The 26,143-nt window shown below is 71.6% G+C and carries 22 protein-coding genes; 14 read left to right on the top strand and 8 right to left on the bottom strand.

Annotation, left to right across the window (positions count from 1 at the left end; translation table 11 throughout):
• Nucleotides 1-1,303, bottom strand: a 1,303-nt coding sequence (locus M8J74_RS34920; protein ID WP_249840279.1) for a DEAD/DEAH box helicase, incomplete at its 3' end; no start/stop codon positions are given.
• 469 nt (nt 1,304-1,772) lie between these two features.
• Here M8J74_RS34920 and M8J74_RS34925 point away from each other — a divergent pair.
• On the top strand, nt 1,773-2,510 hold the full coding sequence (locus tag M8J74_RS34925; RefSeq protein ID WP_249840280.1) for a ferritin-like fold-containing protein: 738 nt from the start codon (nt 1,773-1,775) through the stop codon (nt 2,508-2,510).
• 56 nt (nt 2,511-2,566) lie between these two features.
• Here M8J74_RS34925 and M8J74_RS34930 read toward each other — a convergent pair whose 3' ends face one another.
• The 4 genes from M8J74_RS34930 to M8J74_RS34945 form a co-directional block, all read right to left on the bottom strand.
• Nucleotides 2,567-2,836 carry a hypothetical protein gene (locus M8J74_RS34930; protein WP_142147309.1) on the bottom strand — a complete coding sequence of 90 codons (270 nt, stop codon included), beginning with the start codon at nt 2,834-2,836 and terminating at the stop codon, nt 2,567-2,569.
• Between the two features lie 218 nt (nt 2,837-3,054).
• Nucleotides 3,055-3,282 (bottom strand): DUF3107 domain-containing protein, encoded by a 228-nt coding sequence (locus M8J74_RS34935; protein WP_058923385.1) that lies wholly within the window; start codon nt 3,280-3,282, stop codon nt 3,055-3,057.
• Between the two features lie 199 nt (nt 3,283-3,481).
• Nucleotides 3,482-4,126: a TetR/AcrR family transcriptional regulator gene (locus M8J74_RS34940; RefSeq protein ID WP_058923384.1), complete on the bottom strand. Its 645-nt coding sequence runs from the start codon at nt 4,124-4,126 to the stop codon at nt 3,482-3,484.
• A gap of 205 nt (nt 4,127-4,331) precedes the next feature.
• Entirely contained in the window at nt 4,332-4,556 is a 225-nt protein-coding gene (locus M8J74_RS34945; protein ID WP_249840281.1) for an Rv3202a family protein, read from the bottom strand.
• 173 nt (nt 4,557-4,729) lie between these two features.
• On the opposite strand from M8J74_RS34945, the gene M8J74_RS34950 reads away from it, so the two are divergent.
• The 12 genes from M8J74_RS34950 (at nt 4,730) to moeZ (ending at nt 19,236) form a co-directional block, all read left to right on the top strand.
• On the top strand, nt 4,730-5,776 hold the full coding sequence (locus tag M8J74_RS34950) for an alpha/beta fold hydrolase (protein ID WP_249840282.1): 1,047 nt from the start codon (nt 4,730-4,732) through the stop codon (nt 5,774-5,776).
• Nucleotides 5,777-5,783: 7 nt separating this feature from the next.
• Complete coding sequence (locus tag M8J74_RS34955) at nt 5,784-7,259, top strand: DUF3152 domain-containing protein (protein ID WP_249840283.1); 1,476 nt, start codon at nt 5,784-5,786, stop codon at nt 7,257-7,259.
• 56 nt (nt 7,260-7,315) lie between these two features.
• Nucleotides 7,316-7,408: an Ms4533A family Cys-rich leader peptide gene (locus M8J74_RS45090; RefSeq protein WP_343234001.1), complete on the top strand. Its 93-nt coding sequence runs from the start codon at nt 7,316-7,318 to the stop codon at nt 7,406-7,408.
• Nucleotides 7,409-7,561: 153 nt separating this feature from the next.
• The gene (locus M8J74_RS34960; RefSeq protein WP_249840284.1) at nt 7,562-9,280 is read left to right on the top strand and encodes an ABC transporter substrate-binding protein; all 1,719 of its coding nucleotides are present in this window, start codon (nt 7,562-7,564) and stop codon (nt 9,278-9,280) included.
• A gap of 4 nt (nt 9,281-9,284) precedes the next feature.
• Nucleotides 9,285-10,271, top strand: coding sequence for an ABC transporter permease (locus M8J74_RS34965; protein WP_249840285.1), 987 nt, complete (start codon nt 9,285-9,287; stop codon nt 10,269-10,271).
• On the top strand, nt 10,268-11,266 hold the full coding sequence (locus M8J74_RS34970) for an ABC transporter permease (RefSeq protein WP_249840286.1): 999 nt from the start codon (nt 10,268-10,270) through the stop codon (nt 11,264-11,266). The genes M8J74_RS34965 and M8J74_RS34970 overlap by 4 nt, the downstream gene beginning before the upstream one ends.
• Nucleotides 11,263-12,855, top strand: coding sequence for a dipeptide ABC transporter ATP-binding protein (locus M8J74_RS34975; protein ID WP_249840287.1), 1,593 nt, complete (start codon nt 11,263-11,265; stop codon nt 12,853-12,855). The genes M8J74_RS34970 and M8J74_RS34975 overlap by 4 nt, the downstream gene beginning before the upstream one ends.
• 190 nt (nt 12,856-13,045) lie before the next feature.
• On the top strand, nt 13,046-14,737 hold the full coding sequence (locus tag M8J74_RS34980) for a DUF3492 domain-containing protein (RefSeq protein ID WP_249840288.1): 1,692 nt from the start codon (nt 13,046-13,048) through the stop codon (nt 14,735-14,737).
• A 170-nt stretch (nt 14,738-14,907) separates the two neighbouring features.
• Nucleotides 14,908-15,990: a hypothetical protein gene (locus M8J74_RS34985; protein WP_372500362.1), complete on the top strand. Its 1,083-nt coding sequence runs from the start codon at nt 14,908-14,910 to the stop codon at nt 15,988-15,990.
• A gap of 304 nt (nt 15,991-16,294) precedes the next feature.
• Nucleotides 16,295-17,257: an NAD-dependent epimerase/dehydratase family protein gene (locus M8J74_RS34990; RefSeq protein ID WP_058923374.1), complete on the top strand. Its 963-nt coding sequence runs from the start codon at nt 16,295-16,297 to the stop codon at nt 17,255-17,257.
• Nucleotides 17,245-17,994 carry a spherulation-specific family 4 protein gene (locus M8J74_RS34995; protein ID WP_249840290.1) on the top strand — a complete coding sequence of 250 codons (750 nt, stop codon included), beginning with the start codon at nt 17,245-17,247 and terminating at the stop codon, nt 17,992-17,994. Before M8J74_RS34990 ends, M8J74_RS34995 begins: the two co-directional genes overlap by 13 nt.
• A gap of 63 nt (nt 17,995-18,057) precedes the next feature.
• Nucleotides 18,058-19,236 carry an adenylyltransferase/sulfurtransferase MoeZ gene (moeZ, locus tag M8J74_RS35000; RefSeq protein ID WP_058923372.1) on the top strand — a complete coding sequence of 393 codons (1,179 nt, stop codon included), beginning with the start codon at nt 18,058-18,060 and terminating at the stop codon, nt 19,234-19,236.
• A 71-nt stretch (nt 19,237-19,307) separates the two neighbouring features.
• Here the strand turns inward: moeZ and M8J74_RS35005 are convergent, their stop codons facing one another.
• The 3 genes from M8J74_RS35005 to M8J74_RS35015 form a co-directional block, all read right to left on the bottom strand.
• Nucleotides 19,308-20,870: an alpha/beta hydrolase gene (locus tag M8J74_RS35005; RefSeq protein WP_249840291.1), complete on the bottom strand. Its 1,563-nt coding sequence runs from the start codon at nt 20,868-20,870 to the stop codon at nt 19,308-19,310.
• Nucleotides 20,871-21,006: 136 nt separating this feature from the next.
• Entirely contained in the window at nt 21,007-22,548 is a 1,542-nt protein-coding gene (locus M8J74_RS35010) for an alpha/beta hydrolase (protein ID WP_249840292.1), read from the bottom strand.
• 92 nt (nt 22,549-22,640) lie between these two features.
• Complete coding sequence (locus M8J74_RS35015; protein WP_249840293.1) at nt 22,641-25,373, bottom strand: lysylphosphatidylglycerol synthase domain-containing protein; 2,733 nt, start codon at nt 25,371-25,373, stop codon at nt 22,641-22,643.
• 186 nt (nt 25,374-25,559) lie between these two features.
• Here M8J74_RS35015 and M8J74_RS35020 point away from each other — a divergent pair, with 186 nt between their 5' ends.
• The gene (locus tag M8J74_RS35020; protein WP_249840294.1) at nt 25,560-25,946 is read left to right on the top strand and encodes an MGMT family protein; all 387 of its coding nucleotides are present in this window, start codon (nt 25,560-25,562) and stop codon (nt 25,944-25,946) included.
• The last annotated feature ends 197 nt before the right edge of the window (nt 25,947-26,143 follow it).

The raw sequence follows: 26,143 nt of genomic DNA on the forward strand, positions 1-26,143 counted from the left end.
GACGGCGCCGTCGCGGCGTACGCGCCGGACGCTCGCGCTCGGCGGAACGGGACTCGTCCCGGCCGCCCCGGTCGCCGCCCCGGCCACCGCGACCGCGCGCACCGCGGCCGCCGGTCTCGCCCAGGTCCTCCAGCACCTCCGCGTCGAGACCCGCGCGCGTGCGCTCGGCACGCGGCAGGACACCCTTGGTGCCCGCGGGGATGCTCAGCTCCTCGTAGAGGTGCGGGGAGGTGGAGTACGTCTCCGGCGGGTCGTTGAAGTTCAGCTCCAGCGCCTTGTTGATCAGCTGCCAGCGCGGGATGTCGTCCCAGTCGACCAGCGTGATCGCGATGCCCTTCTTGCCCGCGCGGCCGGTGCGGCCGATGCGGTGCAGGTAGGTCTTCTCCTCTTCCGGCGACTGGTAGTTGATGACGTGCGTCACGCCCTCGACGTCGATGCCGCGGGCGGCGACGTCGGTGCAGACGAGGACGTCCACCTTGCCGTTGCGGAAGGCGCGCAGCGCCTGCTCACGGGCGCCCTGGCCGAGGTCGCCGTGGACCGCTCCGGCGGCGAAGCCGCGCTGCTTGAGCTGGTCGGCGAGGTCGGCCGCGGTGCGCTTCGTACGGCAGAAGACCATGGCCAGGCCCCGGCCGTCGGCCTGCAGGATGCGCGCGACCATCTCGGGCTTGTCCATGTTGTGCGCGCGGTAGACGAACTGCGCGGTGTTCGCGACCGTCTTGCCCTCGTCGTCCGGCGCGGTGGCGCGGATGTGCGTGGGCTGCGACATGTAGCGGCGCGCGAGACCGATGACCGCGCCCGGCATGGTCGCCGAGAACAGCATGGTCTGGCGGCGGGCCGGCAGCAGGTTGATGATCTTCTCGACGTCGGGCAGGAAGCCCAGGTCGAGCATCTCGTCGGCCTCGTCGAGGACGAGCGCCTTGACGTGGCTGAGGTTGAGCTTCTTCTGGCCCGCGAGGTCCAGGAGCCGGCCCGGGGTGCCCACGACCACGTCGACGCCCTGCTTCAGGGCCTCGACCTGGGGCTCGTAGGCCCGGCCGCCGTAGATGGCGAGGACGCGCACGTTGCGCACCTTGCCCGCGGTCAGCAGGTCGTTGGTGACCTGGGTGCACAGCTCGCGCGTGGGGACGACGACGAGCGCCTGCGGCGTGTCGGTGAGGTCCTCGGGCTTCGCGCGGCCCGCCTCCACGTCCGCGGGGACGGTGACGCGCTCGAGGAGCGGGAGGCCGAAGCCCAGCGTCTTGCCGGTGCCGGTTTTGGCCTGGCCGATGACGTCCGTGCCGGAGAGGGCGACGGGGAGGGTCATCTCCTGGATGGGGAAGGGGGTGATGATGCCGACGGCCTCGAGGGCCTCGGCGGTCTCGGGAAGGATTCCGAGATCTCTGAACGTCGTAGTCAGGGTGCTGCCTCTTCTGTGTGCGCGGTGCGAGGCGAGCGCGGGGGTCTTTGACGGACCGTGCCGGGGACGTCGGCTGCCTTACGGGCTTGCCGTAACGCACGGGACCACTGCCGACGCTCTAGCGCTCGTACCGCTGAGGGTGTCCCTCCGGAGGTCGTACGCGATGTGCCGTACGGTCTGGAGGTCTGTCGGGTCGGAGCCGATCGGGCCACCGACCGGGCATCCTCATACGTGCGGCCTGTCGAGACCTCGGCAGGCGCATTACCACTGTACCCCGGAATCGCGCACATGCGATGGCCGATTTGGTCACGTAGCCGTCATCACACTGATTGACCAGGGCCTTCCCCAGCCCGGCGAGCGGACTATTGTGCGCTTCATGACGACGCCTGACAACACCTCTGACGCACCCGCCGAGCACACCGGAGTGGCGGCCCAGGACTGGGCCACGGCCTCCGCGGAACCCCAGTACCGGGCCGCCGTCGTGGACCTGCTCGGCGCGCTCGCCTACGGCGAACTCGCGGCGTTCGAGCGGCTCGCGGAGGACGCGAAGCTCGCGCCGACGCTGGCGGACAAGGCGGAGCTGGCGAAGATGGCGTCGGCCGAGTTCCACCACTTCGAGCGGCTGCGGAACCGGCTGACCGAGATCGGCGAGGAGCCGACCGGGGCGATGGAGCCGTTCGTCGCCGCCCTGGACGGCTTCCACAAGCAGACCGCCCCCTCGGACTGGCTGGAGGGACTGGTCAAGGCGTACGTCGGCGACTCGATCGCCAGCGACTTCTACCGGGAGGTCGCCGCCCGGCTCGATTCGGACACGCGTGAGCTGGTCCTGGCCGTCCTGGACGACACGGGGCACGCCGGTTTCGCGGTGGAGAAGGTGCGCGCCGCCATCGACGCCGAGCCGCGGGTCGGCGGGCGACTCGCCCTGTGGGCACGGCGGTTGATGGGCGAGGCGCTGTCGCAGTCCCAGCGGGTCGTCGCGGACCGCGACGCGCTGTCCACGATGCTCGTGGGCGGCGTCGCCGACGGGTTCGACCTGGCCGAGGTGGGGCGGATGTTCTCGCGGATCACCGAGGCGCACACCAAGCGGATGGCCGCGCTGGGACTGGCCGCGTAGCGCACGCCCCTCGGGGGGAGCTCATGGTGGGCTTCCCCGGCCGTCGTCGGGAGGATCTATGCCGGTGCCTGGCGCCGGCGGAGTCTTCCCGCGGGGCGCAGGAGGAGGGACAGGGACGCCGCCGAGACGATCGCCGCACCGATGAGGACGAGCAGGGAGTTGCCGGGGTCGAAGGCGCTGTGCGTGAGGAAGGCGCCGAAGAGGGCTCCGGCGACACCGGTCGCCAGGACCAGGGAGCGGGCCGGCAGACGGTGCGCGAGGCGGCGGTTCGCCGTCCACGCCAGTACGAGACCGAGCAGAGCGGAGCCGAGTGCTTCGATCAACATCATGGGGTCCCTCCCACACGGCCACACGGCGCGCACTGCGCGTATCACGGTCGTAGCCCGTCATACCCGTGACCTGCGGAATGCAATCCTCCCCTGTGAGAGACCCGTGCTCCATCCGTGGAGGAGGACATCCGCCCGCGGCCGTAGTCGCGGCGGTGTCGCGACATACGAAAGGGCCCGGCGACTCGACGGTCGCCGGGCCCTTTCGTCGCGTGTGACTACAGCGCGCCGAAGCCCACCTTGCGCGGGGCCGGCTCGCCGAGCTCGACGTAGGCGAGGCGCTCGGCCGGCACGAGGACCTTGCGGCCGTGCTCGTCCACGAGGCTCAGCAGCTGCGACTTCCCGGCCAGGGCCTCGGCCACGATCCGCTCGACCTCCTCGGCGCTCTGACCGCTCTCCAGAACGATCTCGCGGGGCGCGTGCTGCACGCCGATCTTGACCTCCACGGCTATGTCCCTCCGACGGTCAGTGAAGTGCGCGACCAATCCGCGCCGTACCCAGCACACATTAGCCCGGTGAGGGGACGTACACGTTCCGCGTGAGAACGCCAGGAGCGAACAGCCGACGGGAACAGACGACCTTCACGCGCGCGTGCGCGCCGACGGTGACGTGGTGTCCCGTACGGCGCCCACGCGCGCGTGCCGGTCAGTGGTTCTGGTCCGTGCCGTGCAGCGGGAAGCCCGCGATGCCGCGCCAGGCCAGCGAGGTGAGCAGCTGCACCGCCTGGTCGCGCGGGACACTGCGGTCGCTGTGCAGCCAGGAGCGGGCCACCACCTGGGCCAGTCCGCCGAGACCGGAGGCCAGCAGCATCGACTCCGCGCGCGAGAGACCGGTGTCCTCGGCGATCACGTCGCAGATCGCCTCCGCGCACTCGTTCGTGACCTTGTCGACGCGCTCGCGCACCGCGGGCTCGTTCGTCAGGTCCGACTCGAAGACCAGGCGGAACGCGCCGCCGTCGTCCTCGACGTACGCGAAGTAGGCGTCCATGGTCGCCCGTACGCGCTGCTTGTTGTCGGTCGTCGACGCCAGCGCGCTGCGCACCGCCTGGATCAGCGACTCGCAGTGCTGGTCCAGCAGGGCCAGGTACAGGTCGAGCTTGCCCGGGAAGTGCTGGTAGAGCACCGGCTTGCTGACGCCGGCGCGCTCGGCGATGTCGTCCATCGCGGCCGCGTGGTAGCCCTGCGCCACGAAGACTTCCTGGGCGGCGCCCAGCAGCTGGTTCCGTCGGGCTCGGCGCGGCAGGCGCGTGCCCCTCGGGCGCGCCGCCTCTGTCTGCTCGATGGCTGTCACGCCGCCTCCCAAATTCGTCCACATGCGGTGTGCGCCGCGCGGCCATCGTACTTTTGGGTAACCCCTGTGTGCGCGGTGCGAGCGCAGAATTTCACGGACCGGACGGCGACGAAAGCCGGACGGGTGGTTTCGGACCGGGTCGCAGTGGGCAGGAGCGAGCTCCTTTCCTGCTCGGCGGCGCCCGCGGGCGCACGCGTGTGCCTCGTCAGCGGTAGTCGTCCTCGTCGAGGGAGACGACGCGGTGCTGCTCGACCACGTCGGCCTCGTTCGCGCGGGCCGGGTCGACGTCGTCGAGCGGGTCGTCCTGGTCCGGCGCGAGGTCCGCCTGCTGTTCGGCGGCGTCGTTCTCCGGCGCCTCGACGTCGAACTCCGATGCCTTGCGGGCCTCTTCGTCGGCGAACGCCTCGGGATCGCTGGGGTCTACGGTCATCGTGGGCTCCCTTCCTACGAACGTCCCTGGGAGAAGCAGGGGCCACAGCGGGTGCCCTCTGTACGAGCGTAGGCAACACCCGATGTGGACGCCATGCGATCCGCAGGTCACCTGGTGTCATCTGTGACGGCGAACACATGAACCACTACGTGATCGTCTCGTAACATTGCCGCATGTCCTCGACCGACCTGCCGTCCGTACCGGCGAGCAACGTTCTCCCCAAGGTGGCGCCCGTCAGGGTCGCCGAGGGCGAGCGGCTCAGGTCGGTCGGGTTGCCCGGAATCACGCTCACCATTCGCTCCCGGCCGCCCGCGCGCGAGGGCCTGCCGCCCGCGCTCTACGTCCACGGACTCGGCGGCTCCTCGCAGAACTGGTCCGCGCTGATGCAGGAGCTGGAGGGCGTCGTCGACGGCGAGGCCCTCGACCTGCCGGGCTTCGGCGACTCGCCGCCGCCCGACGACGGCGACTACTCGGTCACCGGGCACGCGCGCGCGGTGATCCGTCACCTCGACGCGGCCGGACGCGGTGCCGTGCACCTCTTCGGCAACTCGCTCGGCGGCGCGGTGACCACGCGCGTGGCGGCCCTGCGGCCCGACCTGGTGCGGACCCTGACCCTGGTGTCCCCGGCCCTGCCGGAGATCCGCGTCCAGCGCAGCGCGGTGCCCACCGGGCTGCTCGCGCTGCCCGGCGTGGCGGCGCTGTTCTACCGGCTCACCCGGGAGTGGACGGCGGAGCAGCGGGTCACCGGCGTCATGGCGCTGTGCTACGGCGACCCCGGGCGGGTGACGCCGGAGGGCTTCCGCCACGCCGTCGAGGAGATGGAACGCCGGCTGCAACTGCCGTACTTCTGGGACGCGATGGCACGCTCCGCGCGCGGCATCGTCAACGCCTACACCCTGGGCGGCCAGCACAGCCTGTGGCGCCAGGCCGAACGCGTCCTCGCCCCCACCCTGCTCGTCTACGGCGGCCGCGACCAGCTCGTCGGCTTCCGCATGGCCGGCAGGGCGGCCCGCGCCTACCGTGACTCCCGCCTGCTGACGATGCCGGACGCGGGACACGTGGCGATGATGGAGTACCCGGACACCGTGGCCCGTGCCTTCGTGGAACTGCTCGGAGAGACCGGGCAGTTGCCGGACGGGGTAACCTCCCGTGGGCGGGGTTCCGTTGGTCGCGGTGCCGCCGGCGAGGACGAGACCGCTGCCGAGAGCGCGGGGAGCTGAGGGGCGAGTGGGACGCCACAGCCGCCGCGGGAGTGCTCCCGCGGCGAAGGACGAGGCCGAGCGCGAGCGCGCCGGGCGCGGGAGCAGAGCCTCTCAGGAGCCGCCGGGAGCACGGGAGCGCGGGACGGCGCAGCGGGCGGACGGCGCGCCGGCGCGCGGGGTTTCCCGCCCCTCCGACGGCACACCGGCCGGGGGCCCGCCCAGGTACGCGGACGGCACACCGGCTCGCGGAATCCCTCGCCTCCCCGACGGCACGCCGGCCCGGGGCGTACCCCAGGTCCGTGGCGGACACCCCCAGCAGCGTGAACCCGGCGGCGGATGGGGCGAGTTGAGGGGCCAGGGCGGAAGCGGGCGCGTACCGCCCGCCGGACGCGGCCCCTCTTACGGGGCCTCCACCGGAACCGGGCCGTCCACCGGGCGTGGGCCGTCCACCGGGCGTGGACCCTCCGCCGGGCCCGGTGTCGCCATACCGCGGCAGCGGCAGGAGCCCCGCTTCGGGCCCCGGCAGGACTACCTCGACGCCTTCGACGAGGAGGACGAGTCCGACGACGTCTTCGCGCGTCGCCCCGGCGGCACCGCGCACGCCGCCGATCCGTACCCCTCCGCCGCCGGGCGGGCCCCCCGCCCCGGCGTCGGTGTCCCCTCCGAGGCCGACGAGGACGAGGCGCCGCCCACCGGCGTCCCCGCGCAGAACACCGGCTCCAAGGGGCGGACGTTCACCGGGATCGCGGCCGCCGCGGTCACCACCGTGCTGGCCGTCGTCGTCGCCGGCCAGGTCACGCACGGACGCGACGACACCGCCGTGGGCACGCAGGCGGCCACCGACCAGGCGCGGGACGTGCGGTCCACGCCGTCGGCGTCGCCGTCGCCCAGCGTCGCCACGCTGACGTACGAGCAGGCGATGGGCGAGAAGTACGCGCTCGGCGCCACCTTCCGGGGCTCGGGGAAGTTCGACGCGGTCCCCGGGACCGACCGGGCGCCCGGCAAGGGCCGGAAGTACACCTACCGCGTGGACGTGGAACGGGGACTGGGGCTGGACGGCGCCCTCTTCGCCGAGGCCGTCCAGAAGACGCTCAACGACGACCGCAGCTGGGCCCACGACGGCGCCCGCACCTTCGAGCGGGTCGACACCGGCAAACCCGACTTCGTCATCACGCTCGCCAGCCCCGGGACCACGGCCACCTGGTGCGCCAAGTCCGGCCTGGACACCACCGAGGACAACGTCTCCTGCGACTCGGCGTCCACCGAACGAGTGATGATCAACGCATACAGATGGGCCCAGGGGTCGACGACCTACGGCGACCGGATCCACGCCTACCGGCAGATGCTGATCAACCATGAGGTCGGCCACCGGCTCGGCTACGGCCACGTCAGCTGCAGCAAGAGCGGCCAGCTCGCGCCCGTCATGCAGCAGCAGACGAAGTTCCTCGACCACGACGGAATCCACTGCCTGCCCAACCCCTGGCCGTTTCCCCGGAGTTGACGGGCGCCTCAGAAGTCACGTTGACATGCGCAGGAAAGTCATACATATTTCTGGGCATGTCGACCCCCCACGCCACCGCCTGCGCAGCCTTCGAGCTGGCGCTCATCGGCGTGACCCCGCTCTGCGTGGCCGACATCCTCTGTCGCTGACGTCCGCCCTCAGGCGTTCGCGTCGCGACCCTTCCTTTTTCCCGTGACCTCTCGCGTCACGGCTCTCGACGACCCGGCGCCCGGGCAGACGTGCGTGCGTTTTCATCTCACTCCTCGTCACTCTGTCTCATCATTCGAGAGGTCGTCCATCCGATGCGTCATCCGTCCGACATAGCGCGCCGTGCGGCCGCGGCATCCGTAGGCCTGGTCCTGGCAGCGGGCGCCGCCGCCTGCGGACCGAAGGACAACGATGCCAAGGGCTCCGCCGGCGACTCCGCGCCGCACAAGGGCGGCACCCTCACGGTCCTGAACTCCGAGCCCCAGACGGACTTCGACCCCGCGCGGCTGTACACCTCCGGCGGCGGAAACGTCCCCTCCCTGGTCTTCCGCACCCTGACCACCCGCAACCGCGAGAACGGCGCGGCCGGCGCCAAGGTCGTCCCCGACCTCGCCACCGACACCGGACGCCCCAGCGAGAACGCCACCGTGTGGACGTACACGCTGAAGAAGGGCCTGAAGTACGAGGACGGCACGGCGATCACGTCCGCCGACATCAAGTACGGCATCGAGCGCTCCTTCGCGCCCGAACTGTCCGGCGGCGCGCCCTACCTGCGGGACTGGCTGGTCGGCGCCGCGGACTACCAGGGGCCTTACAAGGACAAGAAGGGCCTGTCGGCGATCGAGACGCCGGACAGCCGGACCATCGTCTTCCACCTGAACAAGCCCGAGGGCGAGTTCCCGTACCTGGCCACCCAGACGCAGTTCACGCCCGTACCGAAGGCCAAGGACACGGGCACGAAGTACGCGCAGCACCCGGTCTCGTCCGGCCCGTACAAGGTCGTCAGCAACGACAACGACGGCGAGCACCTGGTGCTCGTACGCAACACGTACTGGTCCGCGGCGACCGACGCCGAGCGCAAGGCCTACCCGGACAAGGTCGACGTACGGTCCGGACTGGACTCGTCCGTGATCAACCAGCGGCTCTCCGCGTCCCAGGGGGCCGACGCGACCGCCGTCACCACCGACACCAACCTCGGTCCGGCCGAACTCGCCAAGGTGACCGGCGACAAGGAACTCGCCGCCCGCGTGGGCACCGGACACTTCGGCTACACGAACTACATAGCCTTCAACCCGAAGGTCAAGCCGTTCGACAACGCCAAGGTGCGCCAGGCGATCTCGTACGCCGTCGACCGCTCGTCGGTGATCAACGCGGCCGGTGGCAGTGCCCTCGCCGAGGCCGCGACCACCTTCCTGCCGAACCAGAAGTCGTTCGGCTACACGCCCTACGACCTGTTCCCGGCGGGCCGGACCGGCAACGCGGCCAAGGCCAAGGAACTGCTGGCGGAGGCGGGTTACAAGAACGGTCTCACCGTGACCCTCACCCACTCCAACAGCAAGGGCTTCGAGACCAGCCCGGAGATCGCGACCGCCCTCCAGGACGCGCTCAAGAAGGCCGGCATCACCGTCAAGCTGCAGGGCCTGGAGGACAACGACTACCGGGACAAGATCCACAGTGTGAAGACCGAGCCCGGGTTCTTCCTCGCCCACTGGGGTGCCGACTGGCCCTCCGGCGGTCCCTTCCTCGCCCCGATCTTCGACGGGCGGCAGATCGTCAAGGATGGAGCGAACTTCAACAACGGCCTGCTCGATGACAAGTCGGTCAACGCCGAGATTGACGCGATCAACAAGTTGACCGATCTTGACGCCGCCGCCAAGAGGTGGGGTGCACTGGACGAGAAGATCGGTGCGCGGGCGCTGACCGTCCCGCTGTTCCACCCCGTCTACAAGCGGCTGGTCGGCAAGGACATCCGGAACGTCGTGATCAGCGACTGGACCGGTGTGCTGGACATCTCGCAGGTCGCGGTGAAGTAGCGCGATGAGCGAGGCACTTGTCGCCGTCGAGGTCCCCGGGGCGTCCGCCTCGGGGACCTCGGGGGCCCGTCAGTTCCGGCGGCGGCTGCGAGCGCAGCGCGCCGCCCTGGTCGCGGCGGCCGTCGTCGCGCTGCTCGCCCTGATCGCCGTCGCCGCACCGCTGCTCACCGCGATCGAGGGCCAGGACCCGACGACGTACCACCCGTCACTCGTCGACTCCGCGCGCGGAGGCGTCCCCATCGGCTCGTTCGGCGGCGCGAGCGCGGAGCACTGGCTGGGCGTCGAGCCGCAGACCGGACGTGACCTGTTCGCGCGCCTGGTGTACGGCGCCCGGGTCTCCCTCGGCGTCGCCCTGGGGGCGACCGCGGTGCAGATCCTCCTCGGTGTCGTCGTGGGGATCACCGCGGCGCTCGGCAACCGATGGGTCGATCAACTGTTGAGCCGCATCAGCGACATCATCGTGGCCATGCCGTTGATGATCATGGCACTGGCCCTGCTGGCCGTCGTACCCGGCAGCTTCCCCAGGCCGGTCCTGGTCGCGCTCATCATCGGGTTCGTCGCCTGGGGCACCATCGCCAAGATCACCCGCGCGGCGACGCTCACCCTCAAGCAACTCGACTACGTCGCCGCCGCCCGGCTCAGCGGCTGGTCCACCCTGAGGATCGCCCGCCGCGAACTCCTGCCCGGCCTGGCCGCGCCCGTGATCACGTACGCCGCGCTCATGGTGCCCGTCAACATCGGCATCGAGGCCTCACTGTCCTTCCTCGGCGTCGGCGTGAAACCCCCCACCCCGTCCTGGGGACAGATGCTCTCGTCGGCCGACGTCTGGTACCAGGCCGCCCCGCAGTACCTGCTGCTGCCCGCCGGCGCGCTGTTCGTGACCGTCCTCGCCCTCACCGTCCTGGGCGACGGCGTACGCACGGCCCTGGACCCGCGCACCGCCTCGCGCCTGCGCGTCGGCACCGGTCACAAGGGGGAGGCGAAGGCATGACCGGCTTCACCGGATTCGCCCTGCGCCGCGCCGTGGGCGCGATCGTCACCCTGCTCGCCATCTCGGTGATCGTCTACGTGGTCTTCTACGCCACCCCCGGCGACGTCGCCCAGATCACCTGCGGCCCCCGCTGCTCGCCCGCACAGGTCCACCAGGTCGCCCAGCAGCTCAAGCTCGACGACCCGCTGTACGTGCGCTACTGGCACTTCCTGCAGGGCGTCGTCGCCGGCCAGGACTACTCGACCGGCACGTCGGTGGAGCGCTGCTCCGCGCCCTGCCTCGGACTGTCGTACCGCAGCGACCGGCAGGTCATGCAGATCATCCTGGGCAAGCTCCCCGTCAGCCTCTCGCTGGTGCTCGGCGCGATGGTGCTCTGGCTGCTGCTCGGCGTCGGCACCGGCGTGCTGTCCGCCTGGCGACGCGGGCGGCTCACCGAGCGGGCCCTGACCGGTGTGACCCTCGCGGGCGTCGCCACACCGTCCTTCGTCATCGGCCTCGTCCTGATGATCGTGGTCTGCGGGCAGCTGGAACTGCTCCCCTTCCCGGAGTACGTCCCCCTCTCCGCCGATCCCGAGCAGTGGATGTGGAACCTGCTGCTGCCCTGGCTGACCCTCGCCCTCGGCGAGGCGGCCTACTTCGCCCGGCTGACCCGGGCGTCGATGCTGGAGACCCTCGCGGAGGACCACATCCGCACCTTCCGGGCCTACGGCGTCGGCGAGCGGTCGATCGTCGGCCGCCACGCCCTGCGCGGCGCCCTCGCGCCGATCATCGCGCTGAACGCCAACGACGTCGGCGCGATGGTGGGCGGCGCCGTGCTGACCGAGACCCTCTTCGGCCTGCCCGGCATCGGCCAGGAACTCGTCCACGCCGTCAACGTGGTCGACCTCCCGGTCGTCGTCGGCATGGTCCTGGTCATCGGCTTCTTCGTGGTCCTCGCCAACGCCGTCGCGGACGTCCTGTACGCGGTGGCCGACCGACGGGTGGTACTGACGTGAGTCTCGTCCGAGTCACCGACCTGACCGTCGAGTTCGGCGGCCTGACGGCCGTGGACGGTCTCTCCTTCGAGCTGGCGCCGGGCGCCGCGCTCGCCCTGGTCGGCGAGTCCGGCTCCGGCAAGTCCACCGTCGCCTCGGCCCTCCTGGGCCTGCACCGCGGCACGGGCGCCCGGGTCGGCGGCTCCGTCGAGGTGGCCGGCACCGACGTGCAACGGGCCTCCGAAGACGAACTGCGGCGGCTGCGCGGAGGCAAGGCCGCGATGGTCTTCCAGGACCCGCTGTCCTCCCTCGACCCGTACTACGCCGTCGGCGACCAGATCGCCGAGGTGTACCGCGTGCACACGCGCGCGTCACGGCGAGCGGCACGCGCGCGTGCCGTCGAGGTGCTCGACAGGGTCGGCATCCCGGACGCACCTCGCCGGGCGCGCTCGCGCCCCCACGAGTTCAGCGGCGGCATGCGCCAGCGCGCGCTCATCGCCATGGCGCTCGCCTGCGAGCCGGACCTGCTCATCGCCGACGAGCCGACCACCGCCCTCGACGTGACCGTCCAGGCGCAGATCCTCGACCTGCTGCACACCCTGCGCGCGGAGACGGGCATGGGCCTGCTGCTCGTCACGCACGACGTCGGCGTGGCGGCCGAGAGCGTCGGCGAGGTGCTCGTGATGCGGCACGGGCGCGTGGTGGAACACGGCCCGGTCGGCGCGGTCCTCGGCTCGCCCACCCAGGCGTACACACGCGAACTGCTCGACGCCGTACCGCGCGTGGACGCGCCCCGCGCCCCCTCACAGCCCTCCGAGGAGATCGTCCTGGAGGCGACCGGGCTCAGGCGCGAATTCGGCCGCGGCAAGCGGGCGTTCGCGGCCGTCGACGACGTGTCCCTGCGCGTCCACCGGGGCGAGACCCTCGGCATCGTCGGCGAGAGCGGCAGTGGCAAGACGACACTCGGCCGGATGCTGGTGGGGCTGCTGGAGCCGACGGCCGGACAGGTCCGATACGACGGCCACGCGCGCGTGGGCGTGAACAGGGCCGTCCAGATGGTCTTCCAGGACCCCGTCTCCTCCCTCAACCCGCGCCGCAGCGTGGGCGAGTCGATCGCCGACCCCCTACGCGCCCGGGGCGAACGCGACGAGCAGCGGATCAGGGGGCGCGTGACGGAACTGCTGGAGCGCGTGGGGCTCGAAGGGGCGCACTACGACCGTTACCCGCACGAGTTCAGCGGCGGTCAGCGCCAGCGCGTGGGCATCGCGCGGGCGCTCGCGGCCGACCCGCGCGTCATCGTCTGCGACGAGCCGGTCTCGGCCCTCGACGTGACGACCCAGGCCCAGGTCGTCGCCCTGCTCGCCGAACTCCAGCGCGAACTCGGCCTGGCGCTCGTCTTCGTCGCCCACGACCTCGCCGTCGTGCGCCGGGTCAGCGACCGGGTCGCGGTGATGCGCCAGGGCCGTATCGTCGAGTCCGGACCCGCCGACGAGGTGTACGACAACCCCCAGGCCCTCTACACCAAGCAGCTCCTGGCCGCCGTACCGGCACTCGACCCCGAGGTGGCGGCCCGGCGCAGGACGGCCCGGCGCGAGCCCGCCGCCCTCTGACGGAATGTGACTGCATGATCTCGTAGCGCGATCGAACGCAACTCGCACGGGAAAGTTACGACCGTTCACCCCTTTTGGTGGCGCGATGGACAACCGTCCATCGCGCCACCGCCTTGTCCGCATACGTTCTTCCCGCTGCGAGCCGCCGGGTCAACGGCGGCTCCCCAAACGGGAGATCGGGGGTGCGCACGTGCGCATCGGATTGCTTACGGAGGGTGGCTATCCGTATGTGAGCGGTGACGCCAGGCTCTGGTGCGACCGGCTCGTGCGCGGGCTCGGGCAGCACGAGTTCGACGTCTACGCGCTCAGCAGCAGCCGGAGCCAGGAGGACGAGGGCTGGATCCCGCTGCCCCCGCACGTCGGCCGGGTGCGCACCGCCCCCCTGTGGTCGGCCGAGGACGACGGCGTCGTGTACGGACGGCGCGCACGCCGGCGCTTCGCCGAGTGCTACGGCGAACTGGCCGCCGCCCTGTGCGCGCCCGGTTCCCCGGAGGCCGCGCCGACCCTTGAGGCGGACCGTTTCGGCAGCGCGCTGTACGGGCTCGCCGAACTCGCCCGCGACGAGGGGGGCGGCCTCGGGGGCGCACTGCGTTCCGAAAGCGCCGTGCGTGCTCTGGAGCGCGCCTGTCGCGCGCCCGGCGCACAGCAGACGGCCCGCGAGGCGCGCGTACCCGATCTGCTCGCCGTAACCGCCCATCTCGAACGCACCCTGCGCCCCCTCTCCCTCGACTGGTACCAGGACGACGACCTCGGCGCCGTCGACCTGTGCCACGCCACCTCCGGCGGCCCGGCGGCCCTGCCCGGCCTGCTCGCCCGCCACTTCTTCGGCGTCCCCCTGCTGCTGACCGAGTACGGCGTGCGGCTGCGCACGCACCACCTCGCCGCCACCGACACCCCGCCCGCCGTACGCTCCCTGCTCGCCGCCTTCCACGGCAGGCTCGCCGCCGAGATCTACGACCGGGCCACGCTCGTGACGTCCGGCAACGCGCACGCCCGCCGCTGGCAGGAGCGCTGCGGCGCCGACCGCGCCAAGCTCCGCACGGTCCACCCGGGCATGGACGCCACCCCCTTCGCCGAGGTCGGGGAGTCCCCGGACTGCGCCGACCCCGACACGCTGGTCTGGGTGGGGCGCGTGGAACCGACCAAGGACCTGGTGTCGCTGCTCCACGCCTTCGCCGAGATCCGCAAGGAGGAGCCCAAGACCCGGCTGCGGATCATCGGCACTCCGGCCGGTCCCGAGGGCGAGGCCTACCTCGGCCACTGCCGCGCCCTCGCCGCCCAGCTCTTCCCCGACGAGGCCGAGGGCCCGCACACCGTCGGCGACAACCCGGTCTCCTTCACCGAGATCGGCGGCCCGGAACTGCCGACCCCGGCCGACGCGTACGCCGCCGGTGGCGTGACGGTTCTCTCCAGCGTCGTCGAGGGCTTCCCCATCAGCCTGGTGGAGGCGATGCTCTGCGGTCGCGCGACCGTCTCCACCGACGTCGGCGCGGTCGTGGAGGTCATCGGCGGCACCGGACTCGTCGTACCGCCCCGCAATCCGCGAGCGCTCGCCGAGGCGTGCGTGGCGCTGCTGCGCGACCCCGCGCGCCGCGAGCGCCTGGGCGCGGCGGCACGCGCGCGTGCCCTCGAACTGTTCACCGTGGAGCAGAACACCACGGCATTTCACGGCATTTACCTGGAGATCGTCTCCCGCACCCCGGTGCGCCGGGTCGTCGTCGACGCCACCGGAGACCCCCTGCCCTTCGCCGTCCCGGCCGAGGCCCACGTACCGGGCCGCTGGGCCGGCCCGCGCGTAGTGACCCGCGGCACCCCCGGCTGGGCGACGCAGGCACCGACGGGCGCCACGACCCCGACTCCGGCCACGGAGGCCGCACGATGAGCGACCTGGGAGAACTGGACCGCCCGGGCAGCCCCGGCGCATGGGACGACCGCTCACAGCAATGGCTGCCGAACGAAAAGAAGCCATCCGCCACAAAACCAGCCGCCCCCGTCAACGCCCCAACCCCCACCACTCCCCGCCGCACAGCCGCCGACCCCGTGAAGGCGCTGATGCACCGTCACCAGGACCTCTGCAACCGGGCGGTGAACCCTCTGGAGATCGCGGCCGGCCTGGAGGCGCACGGCATCACCGACCGCACCGCGACACGCTTCCGCCACCGTGACGTCTTCTCCCTGGCCGAGGAGATGTTCGCCCGGGCCACCAGGGACGCCGCACCCTCCGCCCACCACAAAACCACCGACGCCCCCCGCGTACGCCTCGACTGGGCGGTGCTCACCCTCCTCCCCGGCCTCCTGGCCACGGCGACCGTCACGGCCCTGCGCCTCACCGAGGGCCGGCCGCGCCCGGCGATCGCCGCCGCGGGCATCCTCACCGTGGCCCTGGCCCTACGCGCAGCACTCTCCCGAGGCCCCCTGGCCACCCCACCTCACCACCACACCTCGAACACGTCCGGCACCAGCGTCTGGACGGCCTGGCTGCTCGCCTACGCCCTCCTCGGCGACGGCCTCCTGCAGACGGCCCTGACCGGCGGCCCCGACGCCCTGCCGACCGGCACCACCGCGGACCCCTGGCCCCTCACGCCGGCCCCCCTCCTGGCGCTCGCCTGGTCCTTCGCCCCCGCGGCCTGGACCGCCCACCTCCTGGCGACCCGCGCCCACCGCAGACTGACCACCAGTCGCGCACTGGACGACTTCTCCACAGCCGTACGCCCCCTGATCCTCACCACACTCACGCTCTACCTGGCCGCCCTGACGCCCCTCCTGGCCCTGACCGGCGCCATCCTGGGCGAACCCGCGCCCTACGCACGCACGCTCCCCCTGGGCGCCCTCCTGCTCCTCGCCCGCCTCCTCACGACCCACGGCTTCACCCACGCCCCGGCCACCGTCCTCATGGCGACGGCCGCCACCGAAGCCACGGCCACGGCCGCGGTCTTCGCCGCCCGCCTCCCCGGCTGCGACGCCCTCGCCATCCCCGTACAAACCCTGGCCGACACCTGGGGACCGGCAAGCGTCCCGATCCTCACCTGCACCACCGCGGCCCTCGCTCTCCTGTTCCACGCGAGCCGCACCCTCACCAGAGCCTCGGCCCACACCCCACCGGAGGCCCACACCCCACCGGAGCCCCGGTGCTGAGCCGCTCCCGCCCAGGCGGCAGCCGCGCACGGCGAGAAGGGGCCGCGCCGGGGGGTGCCCGCCCGCAGTGTCGGGCGTCAAGACACAGCACCACACGGCCGACAGCACCGCCCGACCGAGGACGGACACCCCCCGGCGCGGCCCCGACCCACCCACCGATCCGCAGGCGCCCCGCGCACCACCACTGAAGTCGCACAGGCGCCGCAGGCATCCCGGCGCACCCGCCCGGAGGCCACCGCCTCGAAGGAGCACCACAGATGACCACCGCCCACCCCACCCATGACGGCGCCCAAGGAGCCGCCCGATGAGAGTCCTGCTGATCGGAGCCAACGGCTACCTCGGCCGCTTCGTCGCCGACCGCCTCCTCGCCGACCCGGCCGTCCAGCTCACCGCCCTCGGCCGCGGCGACGACGCCGACGTCCGCTTCGACCTCGCGTCCGGCAGCCCCGGCGCCCTCACCCGCTTCCTCGACGCGGTGCACCCGGGCGTCGTCATCAACTGCGCCGGAGCCACCCGCGGCGGCGCCCGCGAACTCACCCGGCACAACACCGTCGCCGTCGCCACCGTCTGCGAGGCCCTGCGCCGCAGCGGCTGCGGCGCCCGTCTGGTGCAGATCGGCTGCGGCGCCGAGTACGGCCCCAGCCAGCCCGGCTCCTCCACAGCCGAGGACGCGATCCCACGCCCCGGCGGCCCGTACGGCGTGAGCAAACTCGCCGCCACCGAGCTTGTCCTCGGCTCCGGCCTGGACGCGGTCGTCCTGCGCGTCTTCTCGCCCGCCGGCCCCGGCACCCCGGCCGGTTCCCCCCTCGGCCGCCTCGCGGAGGCCATGCGCCGCGCCATGCAGTCCGGCGACGGCGAACTCAAGCTCGCGGGCCTGGGCGCCCAGCGCGACTTCGTCGACGTACGCGACGTCGCCCGAGCCGTCCACGCCGCGAGCCTCTCCGCCGCGCAGGGCGTCATCAACATCGGCTCCGGCCGCGCCGTCCGCCTGCGCGACGCCGCCGCCACCCTCGCCCGCGTGGCCGGATACGGCGGCGCCCTCCACGAGCTCGACGGCCCGCCCGGCCCGCTGCGCGCCCCGATCGGCCACCCGCGCGGCGATTCCGACCATCCTGCCCCCGTCGCGTACCCGTCGTACCCCGACGGCTGCGGCAGCTGGCAGCAGGCCGATGTGCGCACCGCACGCGACCGGCTCGGCTGGCGGCCCCGGATCAACCTCGAAGAGTCCCTCGCCGACATCTGGATGGAGGCGGCATGCCGCATCTGACCAGCACCACGACGTACTCCCCGAGCACGGCGTTCCGCACCCGCTTCGGTATCCCCGGCTACGCGCACCCGCTCGTCGCCCCCACCGAGTGGGCGGGGCTGACCCGCCCCGGGACACCCCTGCACTGGGTCGTCCTGAACGTCGCCGACGGCCCCGGCAGCCGCCCGGACCCGCACTGCCTGGAGGCGGCCGGCCGTCTGCGCAACGCGGGCGTGCGCGTTCTCGGTCACCTCGACGCCACCTTCGGCGCCCGCACCTTCGGAGAGCTGATCTCCGACGCGCACCGCTACATCGACTGGTACCGGGTCGACGGCTTCCTCCTGGACCGCTGCCCGACCGAGCGCACGTCGCTGCCCGAGATCCGCCGCACGGTCACCACGCTCCGCGCCGTCCGTGACGACGCCCACATCGTCCTCGGCCACGGCACCCACCCCTACCCGGGCTACGCCGAGACGGCCGACCAGCTGGTGACCTTCTCGGGGCCGTGGAGCGACTACCGCTGGTCGCAGGTGGCCGAGTGGACCGCGGACTACCCGCCCGACCGCTTCTGCCACTTCGTCCACGGGGTGCCGGGCCCGCACCTCGACGAGGCGCTGCGCATCGCCCGCTGGCAGGGCGCGTCGACGATCTACTTCACGGATCACACGGACCGCGGCGGACGCGTCGACCCTTGGGAGACCATGCCCGGCTACTGGGACGACATCGTCTCGCGGATCGGAACGGGTGTCTCGGAATGAAAAAGGCCATGGCACTGTTACAGGCAGAACAACCGTACTGATTGACCGACCAACGGAGTCCCCGTGTCGCTGCCACCCCTGGTCGAGCCAGCCTCTGAGCTCACCGTAGACGAGGTCCGCAGGTACTCCCGCCACCTGATCATCCCCGACGTCGGGATGGACGGGCAGAAGCGGCTGAAGAACGCCAAGGTGCTCTGTGTGGGCGCCGGCGGCCTGGGCTCGCCGGCGCTGATGTACCTGGCCGCCGCGGGTGTCGGCACCCTCGGCATCGTGGAGTTCGACGAGGTCGACGAGTCGAACCTGCAGCGCCAGATCATCCACAGCCAGTCCGACATCGGCCGCTCCAAGGCCGAGTCCGCCCGCGACACCGTCAAGGGCATCAACCCGTACGTGGACGTGATCCTTCACGAGGAGCGGCTCGAGGCCGACAACGTGATGGACATCTTCAGCCAGTACGACCTGATCGTCGACGGCACGGACAACTTCGCGACCCGCTACCTGGTCAACGACGCGTGCGTGCTGCTGAACAAGCCGTACGTGTGGGGTTCGATCTACCGCTTCGACGGTCAGGCCTCCGTCTTCTGGTCCGAGCACGGTCCCTGCTACCGCTGCCTCTACCCGGAGCCCCCGCCGCCGGGCATGGTCCCCTCCTGCGCCGAGGGCGGCGTGCTGGGCGTGCTGTGCGCGTCGATCGGTTCCATCCAGGTCAACGAGGCCATCAAGCTCCTCGCGGGCATCGGCGAGCCGCTGGTCGGCCGGCTGATGATCTACGACGCCCTGGAGATGCAGTACCGCCAGGTCAAGGTCCGCAAGGACCCGAACTGCGCGGTCTGCGGCGAGAACCCGACCGTCACCGAGCTCATCGACTACGAGGCCTTCTGCGGCGTCGTGTCCGAGGAGGCCCAGGAGGCGGCGGCCGGCTCGACGATCACTCCGAAGCAGCTCAAGGAGTGGATCGACGACGGCGAGAACCTCGAGATCATCGACGTCCGCGAGATCAACGAGTACGAGATCGTGTCGATCCCCGGCGCCAAGCTGATCCCCAAGAACGAGTTCCTCATGGGCACCGCCCTGGAGACCCTCCCGCAGGACAAGAAGATCGTCCTGCATTGCAAGACGGGTGTCCGCAGTGCGGAAGTCCTCGCGGTCCTGAAGTCCGCGGGCTTCTCCGACGCCGTGCACGTCGGCGGCGGCGTGATCGGCTGGGTCAACCAGATCGAGCCGCACAAGCCGGTCTACTAGGCAGACGTTTTCCCGAAAGGGGCCCGGCACCACAGGTGCCGGGCCCCTTTCCGCTGCCCGCCCCCCGCGACCTACCGCGAGCAGACCTTCCCGTCCCTCGGCACCCTCCCGTCCAGGAGATAGGCGTTCACCGTCGAGTCGACGCAGTCGCTCCCGTTGCCGTACGCCCCGTGCCCCTCGCCCTTCCAGGTGAGTTCCACCCCGACGCCCTTGCCCAGTTCGTCGGCCATCTTCCTGGCGCCCTCGTACGGCGTCGCCGGGTCGCCCGTGTTGCCGACCACCAGGACCGGCGCCGCGCCGGGCGCGCTCACCTCCGGGGTGTCGTACTGCCCGGCCACCGGCCAGTCGTGGCACCAGCCGGCCGTGTCCCAGCCGAGGAAGGCCCCGAACACGGGAGAGATCTTCTCGAACGCCGGCAGCAGCTTCTTCGTCTGCGCGGCGGTGGGCCGCTGCTTGTCGTCCAGGCACGATATGACCCGTTGGGAGTGGGTCGTCGTGCCGTAGTGCCCTGAGGAGTCCCGCTCGTTGTACCCGTCGGCCAGCGTGAGCAGCTCCGTGCCGTCACCCCGCTCCGCGGAGTCGAGGGCGCTGGTCAGGGTCGGCCAGCCCGACTTGCTGTAGAGGGGCAGGACGATGCCGGTGAGGGCGAGGGTCTGCGTCAGCTTGCGCCCGGAGGAGGTCGGCAGCGGGTCGGCGTCGAGCCGCTTCACCAGGTCCGCGATCTTCCGCGTGCCCTGCGCGGGGTCCTGGCCCGTCGACTTCAGGTAGTCGTCAAGCGCCCGCTGGAAGCCCCGGGTCTGGTTCTCCGCGTGCCCGACCGAGTCCGCGCTGGGGTCGACGACCGCGTCGAGGACGAGCCGTCCGACGTTCTTCGGGAAGAGATGGGCGTAGACGCCGCCGAGCTCCGTGCCGTAGGAGATGCCGAAGTAGTGCATCTTCGAGTCGCCGAGCACCTGGCGCATCAGGTCCATGTCGCGGGCGGTGTCGGTCGTCGACACGTGAGCCAGGAGCTTCCCGGCGGCCTTCTGGCAGCCCTTGCCGAAGGCGACGGCGTCCTGGAAGTACGCGTTCTCCTCGGCCGGGGTGTCAGGCGTGGCGTCGATGTCCTCGGCGGCCTGGATCGCCTTGTCGCCGCGGCAGCGCACCCCCTCGCTGGCGGCGACTCCGCGCGGATCCCAGCTGACCAGGTCGTAGCGCTCGCGCAGCAGGGACACGGTGGCCGCGTACTGCGGCATCGTCGAGACGCCCGAGCCGCCGGGACCGCCGAAGTTGAACAGCAGTGATCCGAGGCGCTTGCCCCCGCGGGCCTTCTCGCGGATCAGGGCCAGCCCGATCGTCCCGCCGTCCGGCTTGGACCAGTCCAGCGGCACCTTGAGCGTCGCGCACTGCCAGTCGCTGCCCGGCGCCGTCGCGTCCGCGGTCGCCTTGCAACGCCCCCAGGCGAGCTTCTGCCCGGTCAGGGAGGAGGGCAGGGCGGCGGTCGTACCGGACGAGCCGGTCGAGGACGAGGCCGCCGGGCTCGTGCTCGACCCGTCCTTGCCCTCGCCGCCGTCGGACGACGAGCCGCCGCTGCAGCCCGCCACCAGCAGTGCGGCGGCGGCTCCGAAAGCCGTCCACCGTGCGAGTCGCGCCATGTGCGTCCCCCCTGACAGGCCGTCCGCATCGAGCCGCGGACCGCGGTCAGGCCATACTAGGCAGATCACGCCGAGCCCGTGCCGACCTGTGGATAACGTTCTGACCTGCGCTTTTATCCGGAATCCCGGATTGCCGTCAGGAGCAGACGGTTCCGGCCGCCGGCACCTTCCCGTCCAGCAGATAGCCGTTGACCGCGCTCTGCACGCACTTGTTCTTGCTGTCGTACGAGCCGTGCCCCTGCCCCTTGTATGTCAGCTCCACGCCGACGCCCTTGCCCAGCGCGTCCACCATCTTCTTCGCGCCCTCGTACGGCGTGGCCGGGTCGCCGGTGTTGCCCACGACGAGGATCGGCGCCGATCCGGCGGCGCTGACGTCGGGGTGGTCGGCGGCGCCCGCCACGGCCCAGTCGGTGCAGCTCGCCATGGACCAGGCCAGGAAGTCGCCGAAGAGCGGCGAGACGGCCCGGAACTCGGGGAGCTTGTGCTGTACGTAGGCGGTGTCGTAGCGGGCTTTGTCGTCCGCGCAGTTGATGGCGATGTTCGCGGCGGTGATGTTGCTGTACTCGCCGTTCTCGCTACGGCCGTTCATCGAGTCGGACAGCGCCATGAGGATCTTGCCGTCGCCGTCGTACGCCTCCTGCAGTCCCTCGGTGAGGTACTGCCAGAAGTCCTTGGAGTACAGGGACTGGGCGATGCCGTTGGTCGCGGCGGTCTGGGTGAGCTGGCGCGGGAAGATCCCGGGGATCGGCTTCTTGTCGAGGTCCGTCAGGAGCTTGGCGATGCGGTTCTTGACGTCCTGCGGGGTGTCGCCGACCGGGCAGGGCTGGGCCTTGGACGTGCAGTCCTCGGCGAAGTTGTCGAGGGCGAGCTGGAAGCCGCCGGCCTGCCCGAGCGAGCTCTGTTCGGCGTTCTGCGTCGGGTCGACGACCGCGTCGAAGACGGCCCGGCCCACGTGCCGGGGGAACAAGTGGGCGTAGACGCCGCCGAGTTCGGTGCCGTACGAGATGCCGAAGTAGTAGAGCTTGTCGTCGCCGAGGACCTGCCGCATCAGGTCCATGTCCCGGGCCGCGTCGGTGGTGCGCACATGCGGCAGCACCTTCTTGGAGTTCTTCTCGCAGGCCGAGTTGAAGTCCTTGGTGTTGTTCACGAAGGCGGTGCGCTCGGCGGCGTCGTCGGGGGTGGCGTCCTGCTGGAAGTAGCTGTCGAGCTGCTGGTCGTTCTCGCACTTCACGGGCGCGCTGCGGCCGACTCCGCGCGGGTCGAAGCTGACGAGGTCGTAGCGGGTGCGCAGTTTCGCGTAGTCCTGGCCGAAGGAGGGCAGCGTGGTGACGCCCGAGCCGCCGGGCCCGCCGAAGTTGAAGACGAGGGAACCGATGCGCTTGCTCGCGCTTCCGCTCGTCCTCGCCCGGATGAGCGCGATGCCGATCGTGTCGCCCTTGGGCTTGTCCCAGTCCAGCGGCGCCTTCATGGTGGCGCACTGCCAGGTGCCGCCGTTCGGCAGCGGGGACGGCGCGGCGCCCCCGCCCTCCGCCGCGGAGGGGGCCGGGCAGTCCTTCCAGTCCAGCTTCTGGGCCGACAGGTCCTCGTCGTTCTTGGCGCTGCCGCTGCAGGCCACCAGTACGGAGGACAGCAGTACGGCGGTCAGGGCAGCGGCCCGCAGGCGCTGAGGCTTCGGCATGCTTCCATCCTGTGCCCGCGCCGGACGGCCCGCTCGGGACACGGGCCGTATGAGGTACGCGCGCGTACGGACGTCGTACGAGAGGCGTCGTGTCAGAGGGCCTGCTTGCGCGAGAGCTGGTTGAAGGCCAGCCAGCCCGGCAGCACCGGCAGCCACAGCGTCAGCAGTCGGAACAACAGGACGGCCGGGGCCGCGACCTCCTTGGGCAGGCCCACGGCGATCAGACCGACCGTGAGCGTCGCCTCGACCGCGCCGACGCCGCCCGGGGTCGGCGCCGCGGAGCCGAGCGCGTTTCCGGCGAGGAAGACGACGGCGACGCTGGCGATGCTCAGCGAGGTCCCCTGCTGGCCGAAGGCGCGGATCGAGGCGTCGAGGCACATCACGAAGCAGGCCGTCAGCAGCAGCATGCCGCCGATGCCGGTGACCAGCTTCTGCGGCCGCTGCAGCACGTCCAGCATGCGCGGCACGACGCCCGCGAAGAGCGACCGCACGCGCGTGACGACGAATTTCCGCAGGAACGGCACCGAGGTGACCACCAGGACGAGCACCGCCACAGTGAGCAGACCCGCGATGACCGTCCGGGACGGCGACAGCGACGGCGTCTTCTCGGTGCCGGTCAGGTAGCCGAAGGACAGCAGCATCAGGATGTGGCAGCCGAGCCCGAACAGCTGGGAGGCGCCCACGCTCGCGACCGCCAGGCCGGGCCGTACGCCCGCGCGCTGCAGGAAGCGTGTGTTGAGCGCGACACCGCCCACCGCGGCAGGCGCGACGATCTTCACGAACGAGCCGGCGACCTGGGCCCCGACGGTCCGCAGGAACGGCACCCGCTCCGGCACGAAGCCCAGCAGGGCCATCGCCGCCGCGAAGTAGCTGGCGGCTGAGAAGGCGAGGGCCGCGACGACCCAGCCCCACTGCGCGTTCTCGATCAACGGCCCGAACTCGATGTGGGTGAGCTGGGTCAGCAGGAAGTACGCGCCGATGGCGCCCGCGATGAAGCTGATCAGCGTCCGCGGCCGCACCCGCTCCAGGCGGGCCGGCTCGACCGGTGCCTGCGGCCTGATGAGCAGCACCTGGTGGCGGATCTGGGTGAGCAGATCCTCTTCCCGCGCTTCGTCGATGGCTTCGTCGATGGCCCGCTTCTCGGCCCTGGCCTCCGCCCGTACGGCCTTCTTGTCGGGCTTTTCGAGCGTGGGCCCGGCGTGGTCCTCGGCCGCCTCCAGCCGGGCCTGCTTGGCCTGCCGCGACGCCTCCAGCACCGCGTCGCGCTCGCGCTGGGCCCGCTCCCGGGCCAGCTTGCGCAGGGTCGCCCGGGAGGTGCGGCTGAGGGCGATGGGCTGCAGCATCGGCAGGCAGTCGGCCACGGCGTCGGGGCCGAGCACGGCCACCGCCGAGGCGACCGCGCGCTCGGCGCCGACCCGCAGGCCGAGGGTCACCAGGAGCTGGGAGACGTCCATGCGCAGCAGCAGATCGCCGGCCGCGATCTCGCCGACGCGCAGGTCGGTGAGGATGACCGTGCCGGAACGATCCACCAGGATCGCGTCGCCCACCAGTCTGCGGTGCGCGATGCGCCGGGACTGCAGGGCGCGAACCTGGTGCCAGGTGTCGTGCAGCAGTTCGTCGGTGATCTCGTCGTCCGCCAGGGAGTCGAGCGTGCGCCCGCCGGTGTGCTCGTAGACGAGCATGACCGCGTCGGGGCCGAGTTCGGAGGTGGCGATCAGCTTGGGCGCGTTGGCGCCGGCCGCGATGGCCGCGTAGGCGAGCAGGGCCTCCTGCTCCAGGGCCTGGCGCAGCGACTGGAGGCTGCTGCGGGTGGCGAAGCCGCGCAGGGTGAGATTGCGCCACGCGCGGTAGAAGAAGCCCTGGGCCTGCTGCTCGCGGTCGACGACGGTCACGTCCAGGGGCGGGCCGTCCTCCAGGGTGACGAAGTAGCGCCGGCCGCGGTCGCCGGTCTCGTGGTTCTCGGGCATCTCCTCGCGGGCCGCGGTCACCGGGCGGAATCCGACGTGCCGCAGGCCCGCCATCAGCGTCCGGCCGGTGGGGCGGACGTTCGGCGAGCCGACGGCGTAGAGCGTGCCGTAGGCCACGGTCCAGCCGATCAGCACCGTCAGGATGATCGAGAACGGCGTCGTGTAGCCGGTGACCAGCATCGAGAACGCGTCGAGGAGCAGCACGATCCACAGCACCGCTCGCCAGCGCGGCCGCCGGGACATGCCGACGGCGGTCATGTAGGCGATGACCGGCGCGAGATAGCCGTGCACCGGGTCGGTCAGGGCGTGGATGTCGCCGGGGGAGGGCTGGGTGAGCGCTTCCTGGATGGAGCCGGGGGCCGCCTTGGCGACCCACAGGTCGGTGGCGAGTGTCACACCGTGGGCGAGGACCGCCGCGAGCACGCCGTCGGCGATGCGCAGCCCGTCCCGCTTGATCAGCCGCTCGATCGCGAACGCGACCGGAACCAGCAGGATGGCGATGCTGGAGACCAGGCCCGCGATCTTGATGAGCAGGTCGGGCGCCTGCCCGGTGCCCTTGTTGATGTCCTGTTCGAGGCCCGAGGTGGTGCCGTGCGCGAACGCGGCGATCGCGAGCAGCAGGACGATCCCCAGCACGCCCACCATGAGGCGCATCAGGTCGGAGGGGCGGTGCACGCGCGCGGGGAGGAGCGGTTCGTCGCCCTCCACCTCGTCGATGTGGGCCTCGTCGACGAAGTCGGCCCGGCCCTTGTCCGAGGCCTTCGGGGGCGTCCCCTTGCCATCGGAAACGGGTTCCGGGCGCGACGAAGCGTCAGAGGTGCTCTCCGCGTCCTCTGGGTGCACACCCTGCTGCTTCATCGTCTCTTCTTGATCTCGTATCACCGGTCACCGCCCGCACGATGGTGGCATGCCCCACCGACACACGGGGGCATCAGGGTGCAAACGCGGGGGCGCACAGTCTGCCGGAAGCGCTGCCCGGGGGCGAGGGATACGCACGGTCACGAGCGCGTTGCACTGTCGGTGGCGTGGGGCAGGATGGGCCGGATGAGCGAGGAGAGCCTGCCGCACGAGGACCGAGGGGAACACCCGGACGCGCTGCCGGCGTACGCCGAGCGCGTCCTCGAGGTGGCCGAACTGGTACCGCCCGGGCGTGTCATGACGTACGGGGACGTCGCCGAGTGGCTTCAGGAGGGCGGACCCCGGCAGGTCGGCCGGGTGATGGCCCTCTACGGAGGGGCCGTGCCCTGGTGGCGGGTCGTCCGCTCGGACGGCGTGCTGCTGCCCGGGCACGAGCTGCGGGCGCTCGACCACTACCGCGCCGAGGGCACGCCCCTGAAGGAGGCGAGCAGGGCCGCCGAGGGCCATCTGCCGCGCCTCGACATGAAGCGGGCGCGCTGGGACGGCGACGGACGCGCTGAAGCTCACACCTGACAGCTTCCGCCATCCGGCAACCCCGTGTGTGACCCGTGATCCGGATGGGGGAACAGGGGCACGTCTGTCCCATGCCGTACGTTCGAGGGGCGAGGGACACGCGAGGCGTGAGTGCCGGGAGGGAAGAAGCGGAAGCTCTGCTTCCGACCTGTCCGTCGGCGTAGCGTCGGCTGCACGAGTCCCCCTCACCCCCCGAT

Origin of the sequence: Streptomyces panaciradicis, from assembly GCF_023516615.1 — a bacterium.
Classification (GTDB): Bacteria; Actinomycetota; Actinomycetes; order Streptomycetales; family Streptomycetaceae; genus Streptomyces; species Streptomyces panaciradicis.

What these genes read in the sequence shown, in the direction of transcription:
- M8J74_RS34925 (WP_249840280.1), top strand. Translation starts at nt 1,773, where the DNA reads ATGACGACGCCTGACAACACCTCTGACGCACCCGCCGAGCACACCGGA.
- M8J74_RS34930 (WP_142147309.1), bottom strand. Translation starts at nt 2,836, where the DNA reads ATGTTGATCGAAGCACTCGGCTCCGCTCTGCTCGGTCTCGTACTGGCG.
- M8J74_RS34945 (WP_249840281.1), bottom strand. Translation starts at nt 4,556, where the DNA reads ATGACCGTAGACCCCAGCGATCCCGAGGCGTTCGCCGACGAAGAGGCC.
- M8J74_RS34950 (WP_249840282.1), top strand. Translation starts at nt 4,730, where the DNA reads ATGTCCTCGACCGACCTGCCGTCCGTACCGGCGAGCAACGTTCTCCCC.
- M8J74_RS45090 (WP_343234001.1), top strand. Translation starts at nt 7,316, where the DNA reads ATGTCGACCCCCCACGCCACCGCCTGCGCAGCCTTCGAGCTGGCGCTC.
- M8J74_RS34960 (WP_249840284.1), top strand. Translation starts at nt 7,562, where the DNA reads ATGCGTCATCCGTCCGACATAGCGCGCCGTGCGGCCGCGGCATCCGTA.
- M8J74_RS34965 (WP_249840285.1), top strand. Translation starts at nt 9,285, where the DNA reads ATGAGCGAGGCACTTGTCGCCGTCGAGGTCCCCGGGGCGTCCGCCTCG.
- M8J74_RS34970 (WP_249840286.1), top strand. Translation starts at nt 10,268, where the DNA reads ATGACCGGCTTCACCGGATTCGCCCTGCGCCGCGCCGTGGGCGCGATC.
- M8J74_RS34985 (WP_372500362.1), top strand. Translation starts at nt 14,908, where the DNA reads ATGCACCGTCACCAGGACCTCTGCAACCGGGCGGTGAACCCTCTGGAG.
- M8J74_RS34990 (WP_058923374.1), top strand. Translation starts at nt 16,295, where the DNA reads ATGAGAGTCCTGCTGATCGGAGCCAACGGCTACCTCGGCCGCTTCGTC.
- M8J74_RS34995 (WP_249840290.1), top strand. Translation starts at nt 17,245, where the DNA reads ATGCCGCATCTGACCAGCACCACGACGTACTCCCCGAGCACGGCGTTC.
- M8J74_RS35005 (WP_249840291.1), bottom strand. Translation starts at nt 20,870, where the DNA reads ATGGCGCGACTCGCACGGTGGACGGCTTTCGGAGCCGCCGCCGCACTG.
- M8J74_RS35010 (WP_249840292.1), bottom strand. Translation starts at nt 22,548, where the DNA reads ATGCCGAAGCCTCAGCGCCTGCGGGCCGCTGCCCTGACCGCCGTACTG.
- M8J74_RS35015 (WP_249840293.1), bottom strand. Translation starts at nt 25,373, where the DNA reads ATGAAGCAGCAGGGTGTGCACCCAGAGGACGCGGAGAGCACCTCTGAC.
- M8J74_RS35020 (WP_249840294.1), top strand. Translation starts at nt 25,560, where the DNA reads ATGAGCGAGGAGAGCCTGCCGCACGAGGACCGAGGGGAACACCCGGAC.